The following is a 21,626-nucleotide window of genomic DNA, read 5'->3' as shown; positions in this document are numbered from 1 at the left end:
GTCTCACGCTGGCGGACGCTGCACCGTGCGCACGGTGAGGCAGCGATCCGGCCAGAGGATCGATTGCCCCGCCCGAAGCCCGATCAGCGCCGCGCCGACCGGGGTAAGGATCGAGAGCTGGCCTTTGGCGATGTCGGCCTCGCTGGGATAGACCAGCGTCACGGTGCGCGTGCTGCCGCTGCTGTCGTCGAAGAACTCGACCATCGATCCCATGGTGATGACGTCGGCAGGCATCCTCGCGGCGCTGTGCAGCCGGGCGCGTTCCGCCTCGCGGAGCAGCAGCGCGCTCACCGCCGGCATGCGGCGCTCTACGCTGAGCGCAAGGTCTGTCAGCGTCTCGGCTTCGGCGTCGATCATGTGGATAGGGGGCCGGCTGGCGGCCTGGGGCATCAGGTTCATCGGGCTTCTCGGGGCAAGTGCGGACTTTTCGCCGACGGGCCGGCCGGCCCGCTTTCGATCCCCGGGCTTCCGGGACGTGCCAGGAGAAGCCCGGGGCTAGCTGCCCGCCAGGAGTTGTCCCGCGTGAACGCGGAATCGCTGAGGTCCGCGATCCGTCATGTTCGGACGATGTGCCCTTGCGCCGTGCTTGTCAAACCGGCCCTCCGCTCCAACACCAAAGGTGCCAGCGCGCCCTTTTGCTGGCATGGTCCCGCCATGACGATCCCCACCGGCACCGAGCTCGCCCGCCCCTTCGTTCCCGCGCGCGACTTCGCTCGCAGCAAGCGCTTCTACCAGGCGCTCGGCTTCGCCACCCTGCTCGACGCTACCGAGGTTGCGATCTTCGAAATCGGCGCGACCAGCTTCCTCCTCCAGAACTATTACCAAAAGGACTGGGCCGAGAATTTCATGATGCAGCTGGTAGTCGATGACCTCGACGCCTGGTGGCGGCACATCGAGCGCCTCGACTTGCCTGCCGGATTCGGCATCCCCGCCCCGCGCGCCCCGGCGCTCCAGCCTTGGGGCCTGCGCATCGCCTATCTGGTCGATCCCTCGGGCGTGCTCTGGCACATCGCCCAGCGCATCGAGGACGACGCAGCGGATTGAGTGTCGCGTGCGCTAGCTCCGCGCGCGCAGCCGCAGCCGCGCCATCATCATCCGCACATTCTCCAGCGGCCGCTCGAGCGCCTCGGCGATGTCGGCGGGCGAGCCACCCATTTCTAGGCGGCTCCGCAATTCGGTGATGTGGCTCTGGGTCCAGCGCTGATGTTCGATCATGCGCCGCTATGCACGATACGACGCCCTCTGGCGCGCGCAATCGGAGGGCGATCGGAAAGGCGGCTTACGCCCCAGTAGCGACTCTCAGCGCCCACCGCGCTCCGTGACCACCCACCGCGCATGGTCCTTCCGGTCCGGCCGCGCGCCAGGGCTGGTCGCCGAGACCTGGCCGCTCGCCGGGTCGACGGTCAGATAGCGCTGCGTCGCCAGCGATAGCAGCATCGGCTCGCCGTACACCGTCTCCATCCACTGGAAGGTCTCGGCCTCGCCCGCCGCGCCCGGCTTGATCCATGCATCGCCGGTAGCGCCGATCGAGACGTGGCTGTCGCCCACGGCAAGCGCCACGCGCCCCTGCCCGCGATCGACGATGCGGAACCACACCGCATTATCCTCGGTCGCAATCACCGACGTCTCCTGCTCGGCCAGCATCAGCGCGCTTCCCTGCAAGGTGAGCGTCGCCTGCTTCCCCAGCGGGATCGGATGCATCAGCCCCTTGGGCTTCGGTTCGGCCACTGCGAAGCTGTCGAAATCGGCATAGCCCCCCGGCCGCCCCAGCCGATTATACGCGAACAGGCCGTAGCGGATGCCCTGGAAGGTCTTGAGCTGGAACACCATCCGTACCGGATCACCAAGCGGCTTATAGGTCTTGCCATCCAAGCTATAGGCGAACCGTGCCTCCTCGGTCAGATAGTCGCACTCGGCGCGCAGCCAGATGCGCTTGCCCGCAAACGGCATCCGCTCGACCTTGTCGCCCTGCTGGTCGCGGAACTCGACGAACTGCCGCCCGCCCTCGCGCACCACCCCCAGCGTCCGCCACGGCAGCCCGAACAGCGCGAGCCCGGCGGTGTCGCCGTCCTGCATCCCGGCGGTCTCGAGCACCGCCACCGGCGTGGATCGCGGCCCGATCGCGCGCTGGGTCAGCGTGTTGCGCGCGCTCCACAGGTCCGCCGCCGCCAGGGTATGCAGCCGCAGAAATCCCCGTCGTTCGCGCAGCGACCAGCGCGCATCGTCGGGCACATGGTTCCACTGCCATACACGACCGAGCGCCGGCCCGCCGAAAGCATCGTCGCGCGCATAGGGGGCGAAGGGCTTTTGCACGACGCCCGTCGCCGGCTTGACCCAGGTCCGCGGCGTCCGCCCCAGATTGCCCGGCAGCCCGAAATACGGCCAGCCGTCCTTCCACGTCACCGGCGACAGCCCGGTCAGCCGCCCCAGCGAGTTGAAGTCGGTCATCGAGAAGCCCCAATATTCGCCCTGCGGCGTCTGGACGATCCCGCCCTGGTGGAGGACGTTGCGCCCCAGCGCCTTGCTCGGCGGCGTGATGTCGAACGGCGGCTTGGGCGCCCCACGATGGCGATAGCCCGGCTCGCTACCCCAGCCCTCGTCGAGGCTCACCGCGTGGTTGACCTCATATGGCCCATAGGGCGTATCGGCGCGCGCGACGGGCATCCGCATCCGCCCGGAATACCATGCACTGGTGATGTAATAGCGCCCGTCGACCTTGTAGAGATGCGCCCCCTCGCCCATCCCCTGCTCGGCCTTGATGATCACCCGCTCGGTGCCCGGCACCAAGTCGTCGAGCGCGTCGTTGAGCCGCGCCATCCGCACTTCACGATAGCCCCACACGACATAGACCTTGCCGTCGTCGTCGAACAGCACGCCCAGGTCGTGGAGCGAGCGCTTCATCGGCGTGCGCGTCCACGGCCCCGCCGGGTTGGTCGCACGAAACAGCTGGGTGGTGTGCCCGTTGACGTTGGAGAAGATGTAGAAAGTGCCTTCATGATAGCGGAAGCTCGGCGCCCAGATCCCCTGGCCATACGCTTCCTTGCCGCCCTCGAGCCGAAGGTCCGGCCCAAGGTCCAAACGGTCGAAGGCGTAGCCGAGCAACTTCCAGTTAACCAGGTCGCGCGAATGGAGGATCGGCAGCCCTGGCTGGCTGTGCATCGTCGTGCCGGTGAGGTAGTAATCCTCGCCCACCCGGATGAGGTCAGGGTCCGAGAATTCGTCATAGAATAGCGGATTGGTGAAGGTGCCGTCGCCATTGTCGGCGGTCCAGGTCGTGCGCTGCGCTGCCGCGGGCACCGCCGCGATGCCGAGCAGCACCGCCATCCACAGCCGCCAAGCCCGACCCATAACCCCTCCATGCGTTTTCCGAGCGCTATCTGGAGGCCGCCCCGCGCGTCAATTGATTTGTCCGACTAATCGCTTGTCGGCTTGCGATAGCGCATCGCCACGTCGCACCGCGCATAGCGCGCACCGTATCGCGTCATGATCTCGGCATCGTGCACGAAACCGAGCTTTTCGTAGAGGTGGATGGCGGCGGCGCATTTGGCGTTGGTGAGCAGATAGAGTGGATCGGCGGGCATCGTTGCCGCACGCGCGAGTATCGCCGACAGCAGGAATTCGCCGGCCTTCAATCCACGCGCGGATTGCCGCACCGCCATCTTGGTCAGTTCGACGCCCGCGCCCGCCGTCTTCTGGAGCGCGCACGTGCCCACCACGCCGAGCCCGCGCGCCTCGACGAACAGGATCGCGCCGCCGGGGTCGAGGATCGTCTTCCGCGGGTTCTCCAGCACCTCGCGGTCGGTGTCCTCGAGCGCGAACATCGCGTCGATCCACTCGGCGTTGATGTCGTGGAAATCCTTGGCCAGCGTGTCGTCATAGTCACGGATCGCGAGCACCCGGGTGTCCGCGCGCGCCGCCAGCAGGTCGAGCGGCGTGGCCGCCAGCGCGGTCTCCAGCCTGTCGATCTGGTCGACGAACGCCGCCAGCCGGTCGCCGCACAGCGCATGTACGGCGGCTTCGACATGCGGCCAGACGTGCAGCTTGGCCTGCGCCAGCGTCCGGTTCCCGGCGGGCGTGAGCGATATCGTCCGCTGACGCTGGTCCGCACCCTGCCGGGACTCGACCATCCCCAGGTCGACGAGCTGGCCGATCCCCCGCGTCACGCCCGGCTGGCTGATCCCCACCGCGTGGACCAGCTCGCCGATCGTTCTCTCCCGCCCTTCCAGCGCGGCGAGCAGCGCCATGTGCGAGGGCTGGACGGGCAGCCCCGCCGCGCCGGTGACTCGCGCCGCCCCCGCCTGCATCCGCTCGCCCAACCGCTTGAGCCGACTTGCCAGGAAAACCGGTCCCAGATCCCGCAGAATATCCGACATCACACCTCGTTACGGGTTATATAACGCGGTATATATCTGGATGGAGCACGATGCGAAACTAAAATTATTGCCGGAGGCGACAGGCCGGGTGGCGAACCGCCCGGCCCGCGTCACATCGCCTGGAACACCCCGCACGCGATGCGCCCGCCCGAATTGCCCGAGGGGTCGGTCTTGTAGTCGTCGGCATTGGCGTGGATCACGATCGACGCACCGTCCTGATCGAGCAGTCCGGCATAGGTCCCGCCGGGCAGCGTGAAAATCGTGCGGTCGCGCCCGTCGGCATCGATGTCGAGATTGGGCATGTCGCCGGCATGCGGACCCGCCGGATTCTCCTTGCCGTGCTGGTGGCTGGTCGGGTTCCAATGCCCGCCCGCGCTGGCATAATCGGGGCCCTCGCACTTGCCGACGGTGTGGATGTGCGTGCCGTGCGGCCCCTCGGGCAGCTTGCCCGCCTCGACGATCACGCGGATCGCGCCGTCGACTTCCTCGGCGATCGCGGTGCCGATCTTCTCGCCCGCGGGGTTCATGATGTCCGCCTGGGCGCGATACTTGCCCGCCATGTAGCGCGCATTCTGCTCGGGCGTCGCGCACCCGCTCACTGCCACTGCGGCCGCCACCGCCACCATCGCCACGACCTTCATGCCTTGCACTCCTGGACTGATACCCGTCCCTAATGGACCGGCGCCGCGCCGGTTCCAAGAGGGTTAACCCACGCCGAGGCAATCCCCGTCGCGCTTGCCGCTCACGCTGCCGATGCCGAGCACGATCTTGCCGCGCCGCGAGAAGGTCAGCGCCTGCCACCGCCCGCTATTCCCCACCGCGGTCCGGCTGCGCAGGAACGTCAGGTGCAGCATCTCATATTGTTCGGGATCGATCCTCCCCTTGTCGATCATGCACCGCCACTGCGCGACGTTCCACGCCCAGTCGCGCGCCACCCCGTCCTGGTCCACGCTCCGCCCGAGCGCCTCATACCAGTCGAACACCGCACGCAGGCGATCCCAGCGCTCGCTTTCTGGCATCGCTGCCAATTTCCCCCGCAGCCGCGCCAGGTCCGCGTCGGCCAGGAAGAACCCCTGCTGGACCTTGGTATCGATCGCCCAGCGCACCTTGCGCATCGTGATCGGCTGCCCCGCGAACACCCGCAGCAGATCCCCCCGCACCTCCATCAGCAACGCGACATAGGCGTCGGTCTGCACCTGGAGCATCGCGTCGCTCTCGAAGATCGCCGTCAGCTCAGCGAGCATCGTGGCATTCAGCTTCCCGTCCGCCCCATGCGCCGCCCGGATCCCCCTTCGGCACTTGTCGCGCACGGGCACCGCCAGGCAATCGCGCGAGAACAGCAACTTGCCGTACACCGGCGCCAGCGCCTTCCGGGCCCGCCCGAACCTGCCGACGCCCTTCTTCCACGCGCGCAGCACCGGCTGGAGGCTCCCGGTCCCGTAATTCCACTGGCTCATCCCGACCGACACCAGCTGCCCGTCGAAATCGCCCACCGGCATCGCCCAGCATCCCATCGTCTCGGGGATCGACGTCTCGGCCATCCGCTCGAATACCGCGCGGCGATCGAGCCCGATCTCCGCCAGCCGCGCCGCCGCCTGCGGGTCGATGCGTAGGAACGCCGCCTCGCTTACCCGGCGGCATTCGGGCACCGGCGTTGGCGCAGCGGGCGGCAAGTCCTGCGCCCGCGCCACCCCTGCGCTCCCCAGCACTGCCAGCACGCCCAGCCATCGCCGCATCCCAGCCCTCCCCGATCCGCGCCGACCCTAGGGTCGAGGGCCAGCGCCTGCAATGCCCGCGCGCACCTGCGCACTCGTTCACATGCCGAACTTTCCGTGCCAGAACGGCTTTTCCTCATGATAAATAAAAAACCAGATAGGCACTATCGAAACACCAACTAGGTGTGCGCAGCCCTGGTCGATTGCGCCTGCGGTCCCGTCCCGAAAATCGCACTGATCCAGATCATTCTCCGCAACCCGACGGCCCGCCGCGCATTTCACGCACATGCCCCAGTTCTTCTTCCAGTTGCGCACCCAAGGCACTGCGCCTCGCTTCGACGACAGTCCCCGCGACCTCCCCAGCCTCGCCGCCGCGCTCGCCGAAGGCCAGGGCCGCGCCCGCGCGCTCCTCCACAACCATCTCCGTCGCGCGCCCGGCCCGGTCCACGGCACGCTCGAGATCGAAGACGACCGGCATCGCCCCGTCGCACGCATCCTGCTCGCGGATATCGCTCGGCAGATCAGCTGAAACGCCTATTGGACGACGGCCACCAAGGCGAAGACCGTCCCGGCGCCGGACAAGAAAGATGCAGACCCAGCTTGCCGCCGGCAAAAGGCATGCGAGCCGGCAATATCACGGCACAATAATTTGCACCTATGGTAAAGTCCGTTTCGTGGCAGCATCAATATCGTTGCATGCAACGTCACGACATGCGCTCGGAGTGCGGAATTCCTGTTCCACCATGCGCGCAGGAATTCATGTTTAGGGCACGATGCAACTGCGCCTTGAAGTATTTAATAAATAATGTTCTGATCCTCGATGAGGCGAATCACCCATATCGATGAGGTGACAGTCTTCCGCCTCGCGTCCCTGTACAGTGCAATCAAGCAAAGAGGGAGAGCATCTCATGGCGGGCATCGACGATTCGGACAAGCAGGAAGTCGACGAAGCGATCGTCTTCACGCGCAACTTCAAGAAGCCCGGCAGTGGCCTGGAGTCGGCGTCGGGCGGCGTTCGCGCGACGTCGTCCTGCGACAGCAATTGCGACTGCTATATCGAAACCGAGTGGACGACCGCAGCGGGCATCGCCGGCTATCGCTATGGCAGCTGAGGTCGCCGCACGCGATCCGGGTACGAAGGACGAGTTCGTCGCGCAGGTCGCGCGCGGGCTCGTCCCCTTCGTGACCTTCGAAACCGCCCGACACCATTACATCTACGACGCGCCGACCAATGCGATCGTGCGTACCGATGCAATGGTCAATGCCCGCGCGCTCGCTTTCTATCGCGGCGAGCCGCTGCCCGAGGATGCTTCCGGCGAGCAGCGCGCCGCCGACGCGTTTCTCGACAAGCTGCGCCGCTACGCCGGGATACTCGTCCCCCAGGCACCCGCACGGGTGATCTCGCGCGTCGACAAGGAGCACGTCCGCAACTGCCGCGACGAAGTCGTGAGCGTGGTGCTGAACGTCACCGAGGCGTGCAACATCCGGTGCTCCTATTGCGTCTATGGCGGCGCATACGAGGACAAGCGCGTCCACAATAACGGTCGGATGACGTGGGAGGTGGCCAAGAAGGCAATCGACTACATGGCGTCCCATTCGGAAGGGTCGCCGCACAAGTTCCGCACGCTCGCCTGGTATGGCGGCGAGCCGCTGACCAACTTCAAGCTGATGCGCCAGACCGCGGCGTATTTCGCGGAGCTGTTTCCCAACTATCGGCGCAAGTACAACGTCACCAGCAATGCGGTCCTGTGGACCCCCGAAATCATGGACTTCTTCGCCGAATATGATGTCGACCTGCTGGTCAGCATGGACGGGCCGAAGGAAGTGCACGATCGCTCGCGCGTCACGGCGAAGGGGCTGGGCACGTTCGAGCGCGTCGTCGGCAATCTGCGCGCGCTCGAGGCGCGCCATCCCGCTTATTTCCGCGAGCGCGTCTCGATCAACGCGGTGCTCACCCCCCCGATCGACTTCAAGGTGCTCGACGCGTTCTTCACCCAGTTCCCGGTCCAGATCACGACCTCGACCGTCGACCCGCCCAGCTTCGAAGGGCCGCTTGCCGAGCGCGCGGTGGCCACCGGCTGGTCGGAGATGCGGGCGAAGTTCAAGCAGGGATGCCTGGAGCGGGCCTTCGACGACCGGAGCTTCAAGGACAAGGGCTACAACTTCGTCTATTACCAGTTCATCCGCGACATGCAGAAGATCCATCGTCGCGTGAGCAGCACCGGCTTCGAGGACGAGTTGGCCGGGCACGGCTGCTGCACGCCGGGGCAGGACCGCATTTTCGTCAACGCGCGCGGCGGCTTCGAGACGTGCGAGAAGACCGAGGGCACCGACCTCATGTCGCTTGGCGATGTCGATCGCGGCGTCGATCCCGAGCGGACGATCGGCATCTTCGAGCGGTTCAACGACATGAACTATGCGCCGTGCCGATCGTGCTACAATGTTCGGCTCTGCAGCCTCTGCTTCGCGCACACCAAATCGGGCGACGAATTCGATTCGATCAAGCGCTACTGGAATTGCGAGAATTTGCGCGCGGGGCGCCGCGAGATGCTGTCGATGTATTGCGAGATCCTCGAGGAGGATCCGACCGCGCTCGACTTCATCCTGACCAAGTTGCGCGACTGATCGACCGGGGCGATCGCACCGGGCGCCGCGACCATCCCCCGTCGTTCGGGGCATGCAGCGGCGCGCCAGCCCGGGCCGCGACACGCGCGACGGAGGGCCATCAATCGGTCGCACGGATACTGCTTGCCGGCACGCGCGAACGGCTTGGCGGGCGATCGCCGCTCAGAAGTTCGCGCGGATGCCGATCCCGAAGGTCTGGTCGCTGAGAAAGAACGAGCGCGGGCGCTCGGCAACGGTGAAGACCTCGGTGCCGCGCTGGTTGGTGATATTCGAAACGTCGACGAACAGCGCCAGATTCTTGCGCAGCTGATAGGTCGCGCTTGCGTCCCAGATGCCGAACGAATTGCGCGTTTGGGGCAGGTTGAGCGCGCCGCCGGGATTGAGGTTGATCGGATAGCTTTCGCGCCAGTTGTAGGCGACCCTGGCGCGGAACCCGCCAAGCTCATAGGTCACCGTGCCGTTGTACAGGTTCGGCGACAGGCCCGAGAGCGGTTCGTTGCGCCGGAGCGTCGAATTATACCGGTTCGAATTGATGTGCGTGAAGCTGAACCGCGCGCCGAGCCCGCGCAACAGCCCCGGCAGGAAGTCATATTGCTGCTGATAGCCCAGCTCCCAGCCGTCCACCTTGGCGGCGTCGGCATTGATCAGCTGCTCGATCAGGAAGGTCTGCCCGCCGATCACCTCGGGCAACGACACCCGCTGGTAATAGCCGTCGATGTCCTTCTTGAAATAGCCGAGATAGACGAAGCCGGGACGGCCGAAATACCATTCGACCGCGGCGTCGAACTGCTTGGCCTGATAGGGCTGGAGTTCGGGATTGCCGCCCGAACCCTCGAACGTGTCGAAATTCAGCGAGCGGGTCGGCGACAGGTCGAGGAAGCTCGGCTTGGAAACAACTTCCGAATAGGCAGCACGCACCACCAGATCGGGGGTGACGCGCAGCGCCAGGTTGATGCTCGGCAATATGGCGCTGTACTTGCGGTCCAGGTCGATCGGCTCGAACGTGCCCGTCGTCGGCGCGCTGCGGAAGCCATTGGCGTTCTGCCGCGTGTTGACCAGGCGGACGCCGGCATTTCCGGTCAGCCGCATCGTCCCGATTTCCTGCCGGATCTTGGCCATCACATATGCCGCCTGCGTCCGCTCGCGGAACGAGTAAGCGAGCAGCGGCTCGATGGCGGGGAAGTCCGCCGGCAACCCATAGGCCCGGAGCAGCCCGGCAAATTCGCGCACCACCGCCGGGTTGGGCCGCAGCCAAGTGGTGTCGATCAAGTCGAATCGGTTGGCGAACAGGTCGTCGGGCGTCGCGGTCAGCGTGTCCGCCAGCGGCGTCGTCGGCGTCCGCCCGATCAGGCTGACGCCTTCGTCGAAGCCGATCCGGTCGGCCGTTCGCGTCGTGAAGCGCACGCCCCATTGCAGCGCCTGGAGCACCGGCAGGTCGAGATTGGCGGTGATGTCGAGCCGCGCCGCGCGCTCCTCGCCTTCGTTGGGATAGTTGGAAGTCGAGATCCGATCCGGGCGGTATGCCCCCGGCGTCAGCAGGTCGATGCCCTGATAATCGTAGGACGGCGTTTCGGGGCGCAGGTCCATCGCGAAAAGCGGCGCAATTCCGCCCGTGGTCAGGTCGCGGCGCATTTCGTTCTTAGTGCTGCGCAGCAGGCTGATGTCGCCCGCTGCCTGCAGCTTGCCCGCATACACCTTGAACCCCGCCGCGGCTTGCCAGACGCTATTCTTCTCGTCCTGGATATAGGTCGTCGACTGGAACGGGACGTTGCGGAAAACCCCCGATTCGAACGTCAGATTGTCCGGCCGGACCGTATAGGAATTGAGCGCGGCACGCGCGCCGTAGAGCGTCTGGTTCAGGCGCGCCGCGATGAACGAATGGTCCTGCGTGCCCTTGTAGCTGTTGTAGATCCCGTCGACGTAGAATTCGTAGCTTCCCGCTTCCTTGTACTGGATGCGCCCGCCCAGCGCCCAGCGCTCGAACTCGCCCAGCGAATAGCGCGTGGTCAGCGTCGTGGGCACATAGATGCTGTCGGCCGGGTTGTTGGTGGCGGCGCCGTCGCCGTTGCGGTCCACCAGGTTGCGCCGGTCGGCAAAGGCATCCACTGCCAGGCGGTCCGTCCGGAAATTTCGGCGATCGTAGATGCCGGAGACCAGCACGCCCAGCTTGCCCCCGCCGACATCCCAATTGTTGCCGACCAGCGCCGAGAAGCTCGGATTGAAGCTGTCGCTCAGCCGCCGATAGATGCCGCGCGCCGTGGCCGAGGCCGTGAACTTCTTGAGGTCTGCCGGGCTGCGAAGCTTGACGTCGACGGTGCCGCCCAGCCCCGCTTCGATCTGGTCCGCTTGCGGGCTCTTGTAGACATCCACCCGGCCGACCAGTCCGGCCGGGATCTCGCCCAGGTTGAGCGAGCGTCCCACGCCGCTGAAGATCGATCGGCCGGCAAGCGAAGTCGTGATCTGGTTGAGCCCGCGGACGCTCACCCCCGATCCCTCGCCGGTGAATTCGTTGCGGTCCAGCGCGATGCCCGGCACTCGCTGCAGCGCTTCGGCGACGTTGAAGTCAGGGAGCGCGCCGATGTCCTCGGCGACCACCGAGTCGACGATCTGATCGGATTCGCGCTTGGTGTCCTGGGCGGAGCGGTCGCTGGCGCGCGTGCCGACAACGACGATGTCGGGCGATGCACCGGCCTGATCCGCGGGCGCTGCGACCGCTTCCTGCTCCGGCGGCACTTGCTGCGCCTGTGCCGGCGCCACCGCAAGAATCGCAACCGTGCTCAACCACCAATGTGCCGACATCCCACCTCTCCATCGCCAAACCGTTTGTCAGGTCTGTTCGATCTTATTGGTAAGATTTATTCTATTATTGGTCAAGCCACATGCAACTGCGCGGTATGACAAGCTGAATGGTTGGTTCGGCAGACCATGGCGGCGGCACCCCGGTCGAGCGCCACGCACATCTTGCCTCGATGCGGTGAGGCGCGCGGTCGGACAAACCGCACTGCGAGCGCTTGGCTTGCGTCCCCTTCCCCTCCCCCCCAACCCGCGCTAAGGCCCGCGACGAATCTTCGCATTCGCAGCACCCTCCGGCGCGCCCGCGCGGTCCTATAAGGATAGCGTCCCCCGAGCGCCCGGGCCGGACATTGGAAAGGACCCCGCGCCCCATGACTGCCATCGGCAACGATACGCTCGGCACTCGCGATACCCTCACCGTCGGTGAGAAGACGTACAGCTTCTATTCGCTGCCCAAGGCGGCAAAGAAGCTCGGCGACGTCAGCCGCCTGCCGTTCAGCATGAAGGTGCTGCTCGAGAACATGCTGCGCTTCGAGGACGGCAAGACCGTCACCAAGGACGATGCCCAGGCGCTCGTCGACTGGCAGAAGGATGCGCGCTCGAACCGCGAGATCCAGTATCGTCCCGCCCGCGTGCTGATGCAGGACTTCACCGGCGTTCCCTGCGTGGTCGATCTCGCCGCGATGCGCGACGCGATCACCAAGCTCGGCGGCGACGCGCAGAAGATCAATCCGCAGGTTCCCGTCCACCTCGTCATCGATCACTCGGTGATGGTCGACGAGTTCGGCACGCCCAAGGCGTTCGAGGATAATGTCGAGCTCGAGTACGAGCGCAATTCGGAGCGCTACGAGTTCCTGAAGTGGGGCAGCAAGGCGCTCGACAACTTCCAGGTCGTCCCCCCCGGCACCGGCATCTGCCACCAGGTCAATCTCGAATATATCTCGCAGTCGATCTGGTCGTCGCAGGCGACCGACGGCTCGACCGTGGCTTATCCCGACACGCTGGTCGGCACCGACAGCCACACCACGATGGTCAACGGCCTGGGCGTGCTCGGCTGGGGCGTCGGCGGGATCGAGGCTGAGGCCGCGATGCTCGGCCAACCCGTCTCGATGCTGATCCCCGAAGTCGTCGGCTTCAAGCTCACCGGCAAGCTCGGCGAAGGCATCACCGCCACCGATCTGGTGCTCACCGTCACCCAGATGCTGCGCGCCAAGGGCGTGGTCGGCCGCTTCGTCGAGTTCTACGGCCCCGGCCTCCATGCGATGACGCTCGCCGATCGCGCGACGATCGCCAACATGGCGCCCGAGTACGGCGCGACCTGCGGCTTCTTCCCGATCGACGACAAGACGCTCGATTACATGCGCCTGACCGGCCGTCCCGACGACACCGTCGCCTTGGTCGAGGCCTATGCCAAGGCACAGGGCATGTGGCATTCGGTCGACAGCCCCGAGCCGATCTTCACCGACAGCCTCGAGCTTGACATGAGCACCGTGCGCCCGTCGCTCGCCGGCCCCAAGCGCCCGCAGGACCGCGTCAGCCTCGATACCGTCGACGAAGTGTTCAACGGCGATCTGACCAAGGTCTACAAGAAGGACCATGCCGAGCGCGCGCCCGTAGAGGGTGCCGATCACGACATCGGCGACGGCGACGTGGTGATCGCCGCGATCACGTCGTGCACCAACACCTCGAACCCCTCGGTGCTGATCGCCGCCGGCCTGGTGGCCCGCAAGGCGCGCGCGCTCGGGCTGACGCGGAAACCCTGGGTCAAGACCTCGCTCGCCCCCGGCTCGCAGGTCGTCACCGACTATCTCAACAAGGCGGGGCTGAGCGAGGATCTCGACGCGATCGGGTTCAACCTGGTCGGCTATGGCTGCACCACCTGCATCGGCAATTCGGGGCCGCTCGCCGAGCCGATCTCGGCCGCGATCAACGCCAACGACATCGTCGCGGCGTCGGTGCTGTCGGGCAACCGCAACTTCGAGGGCCGCGTGTCGCCCGACGTGCGCGCCAACTTCCTCGCCTCGCCGCCGCTCGTCGTCGCCTATGCGCTCAAGGGCACGGTGACGCAGGACATGTACGAGACCCCGATCGGCGAGGGCACCAACGGCCCGGTCTTCCTCAAGGACATCTGGCCCTCGAACGAGGAAGTCCAGGGGCTGATCAATTCGAGCATCAATGACGAGATGTTCCGCAGCCGCTACGGCAATGTCTATCTCGGCGACCGCCACTGGCAAGGCATCGGCGTCACCGGCTCGGACACCTATAGCTGGCCGACAGCCTCGACTTACATCCACAACCCGCCATATTTCGAAGGCATGACGATGACTCCCGCCCCGGTGCAGGACATCATCGACGCCAAGCCGCTGGCGATCCTCGGCGATTCGATCACCACCGATCACATCTCGCCGGCCGGCTCGATCAAGGCGGACAGCCCTGCGGGCTCGTTCCTCCAGGAGCGCCAGGTCGCCAAGAAGGACTTCAACAGCTACGGCGCGCGCCGCGGCAACGACGAAGTCATGGTCCGCGGCACCTTCGCCAACATCCGCATCAAGAACGAGATGGTCCCCGGCATCGAAGGCGGCATGACCAAGTATCACGACCAGGTGATGCCGATCTACGACGCCGCGATGCGCCACAAGTCCGACGGCACCCCGCTGGTCGTCGTCGCCGGCAAGGAATACGGCACCGGCTCGTCGCGCGACTGGGCGGCCAAGGGCACCAACCTGCTCGGCGTCCGCGCGGTGATCACCGAGAGCTTCGAGCGTATCCACCGCTCGAACCTGGTCGGCATGGGCGTGCTCCCGCTCCAGTTCGCCGAGGGCGTCACTCGCGATACGCTGCGCCTCGACGGCTCGGAGACCTTCACGGTCACCGGCGTCGCCGGCCTGCGCCCGCGCCAGGATGTCGAAGTCACGCTCACCCGCAAGGACGGCAAGACCGAGACGTTCCAGACCCGCTGCCGCATCGATACGGTCAACGAGCTGGAATATTTCCTCCACGGCGGCATCCTCCAATACGTGCTGCGCAACCTCGCCGCATAAGCAGCGCGAGAGACAGAAAAGGCCGCGGTGGACATCCCACCGCGGCCTTTTTGCTGCGCGCCTGATTTCAGCGCTCCCCTCCGCTTGCGGGAGGGGTCGGGAGACGGGAAGTTACGCCGCCAGCAGTCGCTCGGCCTGCGCGCGTGCCTCGGGCGTGATCTCGGCGCCCGAGAGCATCCGCGCGATCTCCTCGCGGCGCTGGCCGGCGTCGAGCGGCGTGACGCCGGTGCGCGTGACGAGGCCGTCGTGGCGCTTGGCGATGAGCAAATGCTGGCTTCCGCGCGCTGCGACCTGCGGGCTGTGGGTCACGACCAATAGCTGCGCGGTCGAGGCGAGCCGGGCGAGCCGGTCGCCGATCGCGCTCGCCACTGCGCCGCCGACGCCGCGATCGATCTCGTCGAAGATCAGCGTCCCCGCCCCGCCCTCTTCGGCGAGCGCGACCTTCAAGGCCAGGATGAAGCGCGACAATTCGCCGCCGCTGGCGATCTTGATAAGCGGCGCGAACGGCGCGCCCGGATTGGTCGATACTTCGAACTCGACGCGGTCCATCCCGGCGACCGACCAGGCCGCCTCGTCCAGTGGCTCGACTACGGTGCGGAAGCGCGCAGCGTCGAGCTTCAGCGGCTTGAGCTCGGTCTCGACTGCGGCATCGAGCCGCGCCGCGGCCTGGGTGCGCGCGTTGGACAGCGTGCGCGCCGCGTCGCGGTAGCTGCGATGCGATTCCTCGACCGCGAGTTCGAGCCGGGCGATCCCCGCCCCGCCGCTCGCCACCCGATCGAGCCGGGCCGAGAGTTCGTCGAGCAGGTCGGGCAATTCGTCGGGTTGGACGCGATGCTTCCGCGCGAGCGCGCGCAACTCGAACAATCGCGCCTCGTCGGACTCGAGCGCGGCGGGATCGAAGGCGAGCGCCTCCGCGGCGGCATCGATCCGTTGCTGCGCCTCGGCGCCTTCGGTGATCGCGCGGTCGATCGCGGCGAGCGCCTCGCCGAGCGATTCGTGGCTGTCGGCAATACGCTCGAGGATGCGCGCGGCCTGGCGAAGCTGGCTCAGACCGCCCTCGGAGCCTTCGAGCAATTGCGCGACCGACTGGAGCTCGCCGGCGACCTTCTCGCCGCGCTGCATCGTCGCACGGCGCTCGGCGAGACGTTCTTCTTCGCCAGGCTCGGGGGCGAGCGCGCGCAGCTCGGTGACGGCATGGTCGAGCCATTCGCGGTCGCGCTCGGCGACATCCTGCTCGGCACGCGCCACTGCCAGCGCATCCTCGGCCTCGCGCCAGGCGCGGTGCGCGATCGCGACCGGACCGGCATCGAGCCGCCCGAACGTATCAAGCAGCACGCGGTGGCCCCGCGGATTGAGCAGCCCGCGATCGTCGTGCTGGCCGTGGATCTCGACGAGATGCGGGGCAAGCTCGCGGAGCAGGCCTGCCGAGGCCGGCTGGTCGTTGACGAAGGCGCGGCTGCCGCCGTCCGACTTGACGATGCGGCGGACGAGCAGCGGCTCGCCGGGTTCGCAATCGAGCCCGTTCTGCGCCATGAGGCTGGCGATCGCGCCGTCCTGCGCCGGCGTATCGAAGCTTGCGGTGACCACGGCCTGCTGCGCCCCCTGGCGCACCAGCCCGCTCTCGCCGCGCGCGCCGAGCGCGAGCCCCAGGGCATCGAGCAGGATCGACTTGCCCGCCCCGGTCTCGCCAGTCAGCACGCCCAGCCCTTGGCCGAAATCAAGGTCGAGCGCCTCGATCAGCACCACGTCACGGATAGATAGTGCCGTCAGCATGCGCGCTCCCTATCGCAGGAACGAACGAAGAACGAAAGTGTTTGCGAGCATCAGCTCGCGGCGGGCGTCTGTGCCTTGGCGAGCTTGTCCTGATTGTCCTGCATCAGGTCGTAGGCGCGCTTGTACCAGTGCGTGCCCGGATAGTTGGTGCCGAGCACCGCAGCCGATTTCTGCGCCTCGGTGGGCATGCCGAGCGACAGATAGGTCTCGGTCAGCCGCAGCAGTGCCTCGGGCACGTGCGTGGTCATCTGATAGTTCTCGACGACGTTGCGGAAGCGCATCGTCGCAGCGAGCCACTGGCCGCGGCCTTCGTAGAAGCGGCCGATCTCCATTTCCTTGCCGGCAAGGTGATCGCGGACGAGATCGATCTTGAGCCGCGCATCGGCGGCGTAGCGCGTATTGGGATAGCGGCGGGTCAGCTCGCCGAGCGAATCGAGCGCCTGCTGGGTGATCTTCTGGTCGCGGGTCACGTCGGCGACCTGCTCGTAATAGCTCAGCGCGATCAGGTAGTAGGCGTAAGGCGCGTCGCGATTGCCCGGGTGGACGGCGAGGAAGCGCTGTGCCGATGCGATCGCCTGCGAATAATCCTGGTTCAGATAATAGCTGAACGCGCCCATCAGCTGCGCGCGGCGTGCCCACACCGAATAAGGATGCTGGCGCTCGACTTCGTCGAAGAGCGCGGCGGCGAGCTTGTACTGCCGCTGGTCGAGCCGCTGCTTGCCGGCACCGTAGAGCGTACCCACGTCGCGCGCGACATAAGGCAGGTCGGTCTTCGTACCGCTCCTGGCGCACCCGGCGACCGAAAGGGCAAGCACCGGGACGAGGGCGAGCGCAGCAGCGCGGGCAAAGGGAATACGCATATCGTGCGGTCTTAGCCGAGCGTGGTGGCGTCAAACAATCCTTTTCGCGGCGGCTTTGTGGCCGGCTTCGCAACACGGCAGATCGCACCCGTCGCAGAGGATCGCTTGACGCCATTGATGCGTTGCACAAAGGATTGTGCATTCCCATGCCGGAGGATCGAGTGACCGCGACGCTTCTCGCCACCCATCGTGTCGAAAAACCCTGGGGGCGCCACAATCTCTGGCCCGGCTTCGCCGATCCGGCGCCCGATCAGGATCCCGTGGGCGAAGTGTGGTTCCAGACTCCGGGCAACGCCGCGCCCGACCTGCTGATCAAGTACCTCTTCACCAGCGAGAAGCTGTCGATCCAGGTCCATCCCGATGACGCGCAGGCGCAGGCGCGCGGACTGCCGCGCGGCAAGGACGAATGCTGGCTGATCCTCGACGCCGAACCCGATTCGACGATCGCGATCGGCCCCAAGGCGCCGGTCGATCCAGAGACGCTGCGCGCGGCGGCGCTGGACGGCTCGATCGTCGACCTGCTCGACTGGAAGCCGGTCAAGGCCGGCGACTTCTTCTACGCGCCTTCCGGCACGGTGCACGCGATCGGCGCGGGAATCACGGTGCTGGAAACGCAGCAGAACAGCGAGACCACCTACCGGCTGTACGATTATGGCCGCCCGCGCGAGCTGCATCTCGAGGACGGCATCGCCGTGTCCGACACCGACCCCTATGTCCCGCATCCGATGCCGGGCAAGGTCGCCGAGGATCGCACGATCCTGGTCGAAGGCCCCAAGTTCGTGCTCGAGCGCTGGCAGGCCGGCACGCGCAATCTGACGCTTCCCCAGGGAGTAACCGGCTGGCTGGTGCCGCTGGCGGGCGAAGGCGTGGTCGACGGCGTCGCCTTCCATGCCGGCGAGTGCGTCACGCTCGAAGGCGCGTGCGAACTCCATGCCGACGCGGGCAGCGACCTTCTGTTCGCCTATCCCGGCGACACCCGCATCTGATCCTGTCGATCGCGTGAACGCGGGGTAGTTTCGCATTCACGCAACCCCTGTGCAGGCGGCTCGTTGGTGGCGCATCTATAACGACAGGAAGTCGAACCCCATGCGTATCCTCTTTGCCGCCGCGATTGCCGCGGTCGCGCTCCCCGCGCTGCCGGCAATGGCGCAGACCCCCCGCCAGGAATATCGTGAGAACGTCCGCGACGCCCAGCGCGACTGCAACCGCGAGTTGCGCCGCGCCGAAAGTCGCCGCGAATATGATCGCGAGATGCGCGAATGCCGCCGCGACCTCCAGCAGGCGCAGCGCGAGTATCGCAGCGACCGCCGCGAAAACCGCAACCGCGACTGGCGCCAGTTCCGCAACTATGACCACAATCGCTTCGAGCGCGGCCAGAACGCCTATTATGCCGAGAATTATTACCGCGACGGCCGCTATTATCAGGAGCGCCGCCTCGGCCGGAACGACCGCATCTATCGCGGTAACGACGGGCGCTATTACTGCCGCCGCAACGACGGCACGACCGGCCTGATCGTCGGTGGCGTCGCCGGTGGCCTGCTCGGCAACACGCTGTCGAACGGCCGCAACGCGACGCTGGGCACGCTGCTCGGTGCAGCCGCCGGTGCGGCGCTCGGCTCGTCGGTCGACCGCGGCAACGTGCGCTGCCGCTAAGCTAGTGCTGCCACGCAGACGAGAGAGGGCCCGGCGCGAAAGCGTCGGGCCTTTTCGTTTAGATCAGCCCGCCCGTCAGGAAGAGCCGAAATCCGCTGATCGCCAGGATCACGAAATTGAGGTTGCGCCCCGTATTGCTGCTCGACAGCATCCCGATCACCGCGCCGACCAGCGCGATCGGAAAGGCGATCCAGTTGAGTAGCGGAACCAGCGGGAACGGGATGATGCCGACCATCGCGAACAGCAGTGCGAACAGGCCGATCAGGATCGAGACGATATTGAGCATGCCGGCAACATGGGGCACCGGGGGTGTGTTGGCAAGATAGAACGCATGGCACGCCCAACGCTTCCTTAACCGTGCCGCGCGCAGGGTGCGGCCAAAGGAGCGCCCCGCGCATGGTCCGCACACTCGGTTTCATCCTGTTCGTCTTCCTGCCGCTCGCGCTTGCGGGCTGCGGCGCTGCGGATCAGGGCAACAACGTGATGAGCGACGCCGAACTCGGCAACGCCGCCGATCCGGCGATCACCAGCGCGCTGCAGGACCAGATCATGGTCGACCCCCAGCTCGGCCGCCAGGCCAATGGCGACGCGATCCGCCCGCCGAACGGCCCGCAATCGGGCGGCCTGCCCAGCGACGCGGTTGCCGCCAACGGCAGCAAGGCCGACACCGCCGGGCTGCTCAAGGCCCCCGCCCCGGTTGCCGGCAAGCCGTGCCCCGAATGCACCGCCGCGCGCGAATCGGTCACGCTCGGCGGCATCGCCGCGCGCCAGTCCAACGCCCGGATCAAGGGGTGTGCCGGCGCACTCAAATATTCCGCCGCCTGGGCAAACCGCCTCCCCGCCGACCTGCCGCTCCACCCCCAGGCGCGCGTCATCGAGGCCGCCGGCGCCGAAGGCGCGTGCGCGCTGCGCGTCGCGAGCTTCTCGACTCCCCAGCCGCTCCAGGCGATGCTCGACTATTATTACACCAAGGCCGTCCGCGCCGGGTACAGCGCCGAGCACCAGCTCGACGGCGCGCAGCACGTCCTCGGCGGCACCCGCGCCCGCGACGACGGCGCCTATGTCCTATTCCTCACCGCGCGCCGCGACGGCGGCACCGATATCGACCTGGTCGCCAACAACGGCCGCTAACAGCGCGGTTCCCCTGAGCGGCATTCCGCGCTACCGGCTGCCGATGCCCAATCTCCTTCTCGTCATGCTCGGCGGCGCCTTCGGCTCCGGCGCGCGACACCTCGTCGGACGCGCGACGCTCGCCGCGTTCGGCCCGGACTATCCCTGGGGCACGCTCGCCGTGAACCTGATCGGCGGGCTGCTGATGGGTGCGCTCGCCGGCGGGCTCGTCAAGTTCGGCCAGAGCGGCGAACAGTGGCGGCTGCTCCTCGGCGTCGGCGTGCTCGGCGGCTTCACCACCTTCTCGGCCTTCTCGCTCGACGCGATGCTGATGCTCGAGCGCGGCGACTGGCTCCAGGCGCTCGGCTACATCCTCGCTTCGGTGCTCGGCGCGCTGGTCGCGCTGGCGATCGGCCTCCAGCTCGCGAGGGCCGCGGCATGACCGGCACCGACGTCCGCCAGTTCATCGTCGCCGCCGACGACGACGGCATCCGCCTCGATCGCTGGTTCAAGCGGCATCTGCCCGACACCAGCTTCAACCTGGTCTCGCGCTGGGCACGCACCGGCCAGCTCCGCGTCGACGGCGCCCGCGCCGACCCCGGCGACCGCATCGCCACCGGCCAGACGATCCGCGTCCCCCCGGCCGAGCCCGCCAAGCCGAGCGCCGCCAAGCCCAAGTCGAACCGCCCGCCGCTCAGCGACGACCAGACCGCCTTCGCCCGCGAAATGGTGATCCACCAGGATTCACAGGCCATCGTGCTCAACAAGCCCCCCGGCCTCGCCACCCAGGGCGGCACCAAGACCTTCGAGCATGTCGACGGCCTGCTCGATGCGCTCCAGTTCGACGCCGAGAGCCGGCCCAAGCTCGTCCACCGCCTCGACAAGGACACGTCGGGCGCGCTCCTCCTCGCGCGCACCAGCCGCGCCGCCGCCTTCTTCTCGAAGCACTTCTCGGGCCGCAGCGCCAAGAAGCTCTATTGGGCGCTCGTCATGGGCGTCCCCGAAGTCGAGGACGGGCTGATCGAGCTACCGATCGCCAAGCAGCCCGGCACCGGCGGCGAGAAGATGCACGTCGACATGAAGGAAGGCGCCCCCAGCCGCACGCGCTATCGCGTGATCGAGCAGGCGGGCAACCGCACCGCCTGGGTCGAGCTCCAGCCGCTCACCGGCCGCACCCACCAGCTGCGCGTCCACATGGCGGCGATCGGCCACCCGATCGTCGGCGACGGCAAATACGGCCTCCAGGAAGCGTTCCTGAGCGGCGGTATCTCCCGGAAAATGCACCTCCACGCCCGCCGCATCCGCATCGATCATCCCGACGAAGGCAAGATCGACGTCACCGCCGAACTGCCCAAGCACTTCGCCGAATCGATGCACACGCTCGGCTTCGACCTCGCGCTCGGCAACACCGACGCGCTCGACGACCGCCCGCCGATGAGCCGCGAGCAGAAAAAGGCCCAGGCCCGCGCCCACGCCAAGGGTGTCCGGAAGGAACGCCGCGGCGAACGCCGCGGCCGCGGCGAGGCGAAGCCGGCCAAGCCCGCAAAGCCCGCGAAACCGAAGAAGTGAGGGCGCCCTTCTCGATCCCCCCCGGCACGGGGAGGGGGACCAGCCGCAGGCTGGTGGAGGGGGCGTGCCACACGGGCCTCGTTGCGGAGCACGCCCCCTCCGTCGCGCTGCGTG

The 21,626-nt window shown here is 66.9% G+C and carries 20 protein-coding genes; 10 read left to right on the top strand and 10 right to left on the bottom strand.

The genetic code is table 11. From position 1 onward, the window contains the following. Positions 1–3: 3 nt before the first annotated feature. Entirely contained in the window at positions 4–399 is a 396-nt protein-coding gene (rnk, locus tag RZN05_RS18815; protein ID WP_317228217.1) for a nucleoside diphosphate kinase regulator, read from the bottom strand. A gap of 255 nt (positions 400–654) precedes the next feature. On the opposite strand from rnk, the gene RZN05_RS18810 reads away from it, so the two are divergent. Then, the gene (locus RZN05_RS18810) at positions 655–1,044 is read left to right on the top strand and encodes a VOC family protein (RefSeq protein WP_317228216.1); all 390 of its coding nucleotides are present in this window, start codon (positions 655–657) and stop codon (positions 1,042–1,044) included. 12 nt (positions 1,045–1,056) lie between these two features. Here RZN05_RS18810 and RZN05_RS18805 read toward each other — a convergent pair whose 3' ends face one another. The 5 genes from RZN05_RS18805 to RZN05_RS18785 all read right to left on the bottom strand — a co-directional run bounded on the left by RZN05_RS18805 (position 1,057) and on the right by RZN05_RS18785 (position 6,109). Beyond that, the gene (locus RZN05_RS18805; RefSeq protein ID WP_317228215.1) at positions 1,057–1,215 is read right to left on the bottom strand and encodes a hypothetical protein; all 159 of its coding nucleotides are present in this window, start codon (positions 1,213–1,215) and stop codon (positions 1,057–1,059) included. Positions 1,216–1,299: 84 nt separating this feature from the next. Then, a complete protein-coding gene (locus RZN05_RS18800) occupies positions 1,300–3,348 on the bottom strand; it encodes a glycoside hydrolase 43 family protein (RefSeq protein ID WP_317228214.1) in 2,049 nt (682 codons plus the stop codon). A 65-nt stretch (positions 3,349–3,413) separates the two neighbouring features. Beyond that, a complete protein-coding gene (locus tag RZN05_RS18795; RefSeq protein ID WP_317228213.1) occupies positions 3,414–4,373 on the bottom strand; it encodes a bifunctional helix-turn-helix transcriptional regulator/GNAT family N-acetyltransferase in 960 nt (319 codons plus the stop codon). 110 nt (positions 4,374–4,483) lie between these two features. After that, the gene (locus tag RZN05_RS18790) at positions 4,484–5,014 is read right to left on the bottom strand and encodes a superoxide dismutase family protein (RefSeq protein WP_317228212.1); all 531 of its coding nucleotides are present in this window, start codon (positions 5,012–5,014) and stop codon (positions 4,484–4,486) included. Between the two features lie 63 nt (positions 5,015–5,077). Then, positions 5,078–6,109 carry a hypothetical protein gene (locus tag RZN05_RS18785; protein WP_317228211.1) on the bottom strand — a complete coding sequence of 344 codons (1,032 nt, stop codon included), beginning with the start codon at positions 6,107–6,109 and terminating at the stop codon, positions 5,078–5,080. Between the two features lie 265 nt (positions 6,110–6,374). Here RZN05_RS18785 and RZN05_RS18780 point away from each other — a divergent pair, with 265 nt between their 5' ends. From RZN05_RS18780 to RZN05_RS18770, 3 genes are all read left to right on the top strand, one after another. Then, the gene (locus RZN05_RS18780) at positions 6,375–6,617 is read left to right on the top strand and encodes a DUF6894 family protein (RefSeq protein ID WP_317228210.1); all 243 of its coding nucleotides are present in this window, start codon (positions 6,375–6,377) and stop codon (positions 6,615–6,617) included. Positions 6,618–6,996: 379 nt separating this feature from the next. Beyond that, the gene (locus RZN05_RS18775; protein ID WP_317228209.1) at positions 6,997–7,200 is read left to right on the top strand and encodes a hypothetical protein; all 204 of its coding nucleotides are present in this window, start codon (positions 6,997–6,999) and stop codon (positions 7,198–7,200) included. Then, positions 7,190–8,713, top strand: coding sequence for a radical SAM protein (locus RZN05_RS18770; protein ID WP_317228208.1), 1,524 nt, complete (start codon positions 7,190–7,192; stop codon positions 8,711–8,713). Before RZN05_RS18775 ends, RZN05_RS18770 begins: the two co-directional genes overlap by 11 nt. A gap of 162 nt (positions 8,714–8,875) precedes the next feature. On the opposite strand, the gene RZN05_RS18765 is transcribed toward RZN05_RS18770, so the two are convergent. After that, positions 8,876–11,512 carry a TonB-dependent receptor gene (locus tag RZN05_RS18765; RefSeq protein WP_317228207.1) on the bottom strand — a complete coding sequence of 879 codons (2,637 nt, stop codon included), beginning with the start codon at positions 11,510–11,512 and terminating at the stop codon, positions 8,876–8,878. 365 nt (positions 11,513–11,877) lie between these two features. Here RZN05_RS18765 and acnA point away from each other — a divergent pair, with 365 nt between their 5' ends. Next, the gene (gene acnA / locus RZN05_RS18760; RefSeq protein WP_317228206.1) at positions 11,878–14,547 is read left to right on the top strand and encodes an aconitate hydratase AcnA; all 2,670 of its coding nucleotides are present in this window, start codon (positions 11,878–11,880) and stop codon (positions 14,545–14,547) included. A gap of 111 nt (positions 14,548–14,658) precedes the next feature. Here acnA and recN read toward each other — a convergent pair whose 3' ends face one another. Then, positions 14,659–16,320, bottom strand: coding sequence for a DNA repair protein RecN (gene recN / locus RZN05_RS18755; RefSeq protein ID WP_317228205.1), 1,662 nt, complete (start codon positions 16,318–16,320; stop codon positions 14,659–14,661). Between the two features lie 50 nt (positions 16,321–16,370). After that, positions 16,371–17,180 carry an outer membrane protein assembly factor BamD gene (locus tag RZN05_RS18750; protein ID WP_317228204.1) on the bottom strand — a complete coding sequence of 270 codons (810 nt, stop codon included), beginning with the start codon at positions 17,178–17,180 and terminating at the stop codon, positions 16,371–16,373. Positions 17,181–17,341: 161 nt separating this feature from the next. Here RZN05_RS18750 and RZN05_RS18745 point away from each other — a divergent pair, with 161 nt between their 5' ends. Beyond that, positions 17,342–18,166 (top strand): class I mannose-6-phosphate isomerase, encoded by an 825-nt coding sequence (locus RZN05_RS18745; RefSeq protein ID WP_317228203.1) that lies wholly within the window; start codon positions 17,342–17,344, stop codon positions 18,164–18,166. A 100-nt stretch (positions 18,167–18,266) separates the two neighbouring features. Then, positions 18,267–18,833 carry a glycine zipper 2TM domain-containing protein gene (locus tag RZN05_RS18740; RefSeq protein ID WP_317228202.1) on the top strand — a complete coding sequence of 189 codons (567 nt, stop codon included), beginning with the start codon at positions 18,267–18,269 and terminating at the stop codon, positions 18,831–18,833. A 58-nt stretch (positions 18,834–18,891) separates the two neighbouring features. On the opposite strand, the gene RZN05_RS18735 is transcribed toward RZN05_RS18740, so the two are convergent. Further along, the gene (locus RZN05_RS18735; protein WP_317228201.1) at positions 18,892–19,119 is read right to left on the bottom strand and encodes a hypothetical protein; all 228 of its coding nucleotides are present in this window, start codon (positions 19,117–19,119) and stop codon (positions 18,892–18,894) included. A gap of 110 nt (positions 19,120–19,229) precedes the next feature. Here RZN05_RS18735 and RZN05_RS18730 point away from each other — a divergent pair, with 110 nt between their 5' ends. The 3 genes from RZN05_RS18730 to RZN05_RS18720 are packed head-to-tail and all read left to right on the top strand — an operon-like array spanning position 19,230 to position 21,512. After that, positions 19,230–19,964: a hypothetical protein gene (locus tag RZN05_RS18730; RefSeq protein WP_317228200.1), complete on the top strand. Its 735-nt coding sequence runs from the start codon at positions 19,230–19,232 to the stop codon at positions 19,962–19,964. 43 nt (positions 19,965–20,007) lie between these two features. Further along, the gene (crcB, locus tag RZN05_RS18725; RefSeq protein ID WP_317228199.1) at positions 20,008–20,385 is read left to right on the top strand and encodes a fluoride efflux transporter CrcB; all 378 of its coding nucleotides are present in this window, start codon (positions 20,008–20,010) and stop codon (positions 20,383–20,385) included. After that, a complete protein-coding gene (locus tag RZN05_RS18720) occupies positions 20,382–21,512 on the top strand; it encodes an RluA family pseudouridine synthase (protein WP_317228198.1) in 1,131 nt (376 codons plus the stop codon). The genes crcB and RZN05_RS18720 overlap by 4 nt, the downstream gene beginning before the upstream one ends. The last annotated feature ends 114 nt before the right edge of the window (positions 21,513–21,626 follow it).

Origin of the sequence: Sphingomonas sp. HF-S4 (assembly GCF_032911445.1) — a bacterium.
Lineage (GTDB): Bacteria > Pseudomonadota > Alphaproteobacteria > Sphingomonadales > Sphingomonadaceae > Sphingomonas > Sphingomonas agrestis.
This window is presented reverse-complemented; position numbering and strand designations above follow the sequence as displayed.

Coding starts and splice junctions, on each gene's coding strand:
- RZN05_RS18750 (WP_317228204.1), bottom strand. CDS start 17,180: ATGCGTATTCCCTTTGCCCGCGCTGCTGCGCTCGCCCTCGTCCCGGTG.
- crcB (WP_317228199.1), top strand. CDS start 20,008: ATGCCCAATCTCCTTCTCGTCATGCTCGGCGGCGCCTTCGGCTCCGGC.
- RZN05_RS18800 (WP_317228214.1), bottom strand. CDS start 3,348: ATGGGTCGGGCTTGGCGGCTGTGGATGGCGGTGCTGCTCGGCATCGCG.
- RZN05_RS18740 (WP_317228202.1), top strand. CDS start 18,267: ATGCGTATCCTCTTTGCCGCCGCGATTGCCGCGGTCGCGCTCCCCGCG.
- RZN05_RS18780 (WP_317228210.1), top strand. CDS start 6,375: ATGCCCCAGTTCTTCTTCCAGTTGCGCACCCAAGGCACTGCGCCTCGC.
- RZN05_RS18765 (WP_317228207.1), bottom strand. CDS start 11,512: ATGTCGGCACATTGGTGGTTGAGCACGGTTGCGATTCTTGCGGTGGCG.
- recN (WP_317228205.1), bottom strand. CDS start 16,320: ATGCTGACGGCACTATCTATCCGTGACGTGGTGCTGATCGAGGCGCTC.
- rnk (WP_317228217.1), bottom strand. CDS start 399: ATGAACCTGATGCCCCAGGCCGCCAGCCGGCCCCCTATCCACATGATC.
- RZN05_RS18785 (WP_317228211.1), bottom strand. CDS start 6,109: ATGCGGCGATGGCTGGGCGTGCTGGCAGTGCTGGGGAGCGCAGGGGTG.
- RZN05_RS18790 (WP_317228212.1), bottom strand. CDS start 5,014: ATGAAGGTCGTGGCGATGGTGGCGGTGGCGGCCGCAGTGGCAGTGAGC.
- RZN05_RS18810 (WP_317228216.1), top strand. CDS start 655: ATGACGATCCCCACCGGCACCGAGCTCGCCCGCCCCTTCGTTCCCGCG.
- RZN05_RS18720 (WP_317228198.1), top strand. CDS start 20,382: ATGACCGGCACCGACGTCCGCCAGTTCATCGTCGCCGCCGACGACGAC.
- RZN05_RS18805 (WP_317228215.1), bottom strand. CDS start 1,215: ATGATCGAACATCAGCGCTGGACCCAGAGCCACATCACCGAATTGCGG.
- RZN05_RS18795 (WP_317228213.1), bottom strand. CDS start 4,373: ATGTCGGATATTCTGCGGGATCTGGGACCGGTTTTCCTGGCAAGTCGG.
- RZN05_RS18735 (WP_317228201.1), bottom strand. CDS start 19,119: ATGCTCAATATCGTCTCGATCCTGATCGGCCTGTTCGCACTGCTGTTC.
- RZN05_RS18775 (WP_317228209.1), top strand. CDS start 6,997: ATGGCGGGCATCGACGATTCGGACAAGCAGGAAGTCGACGAAGCGATC.
- acnA (WP_317228206.1), top strand. CDS start 11,878: ATGACTGCCATCGGCAACGATACGCTCGGCACTCGCGATACCCTCACC.
- RZN05_RS18730 (WP_317228200.1), top strand. CDS start 19,230: ATGGTCCGCACACTCGGTTTCATCCTGTTCGTCTTCCTGCCGCTCGCG.
- RZN05_RS18770 (WP_317228208.1), top strand. CDS start 7,190: ATGGCAGCTGAGGTCGCCGCACGCGATCCGGGTACGAAGGACGAGTTC.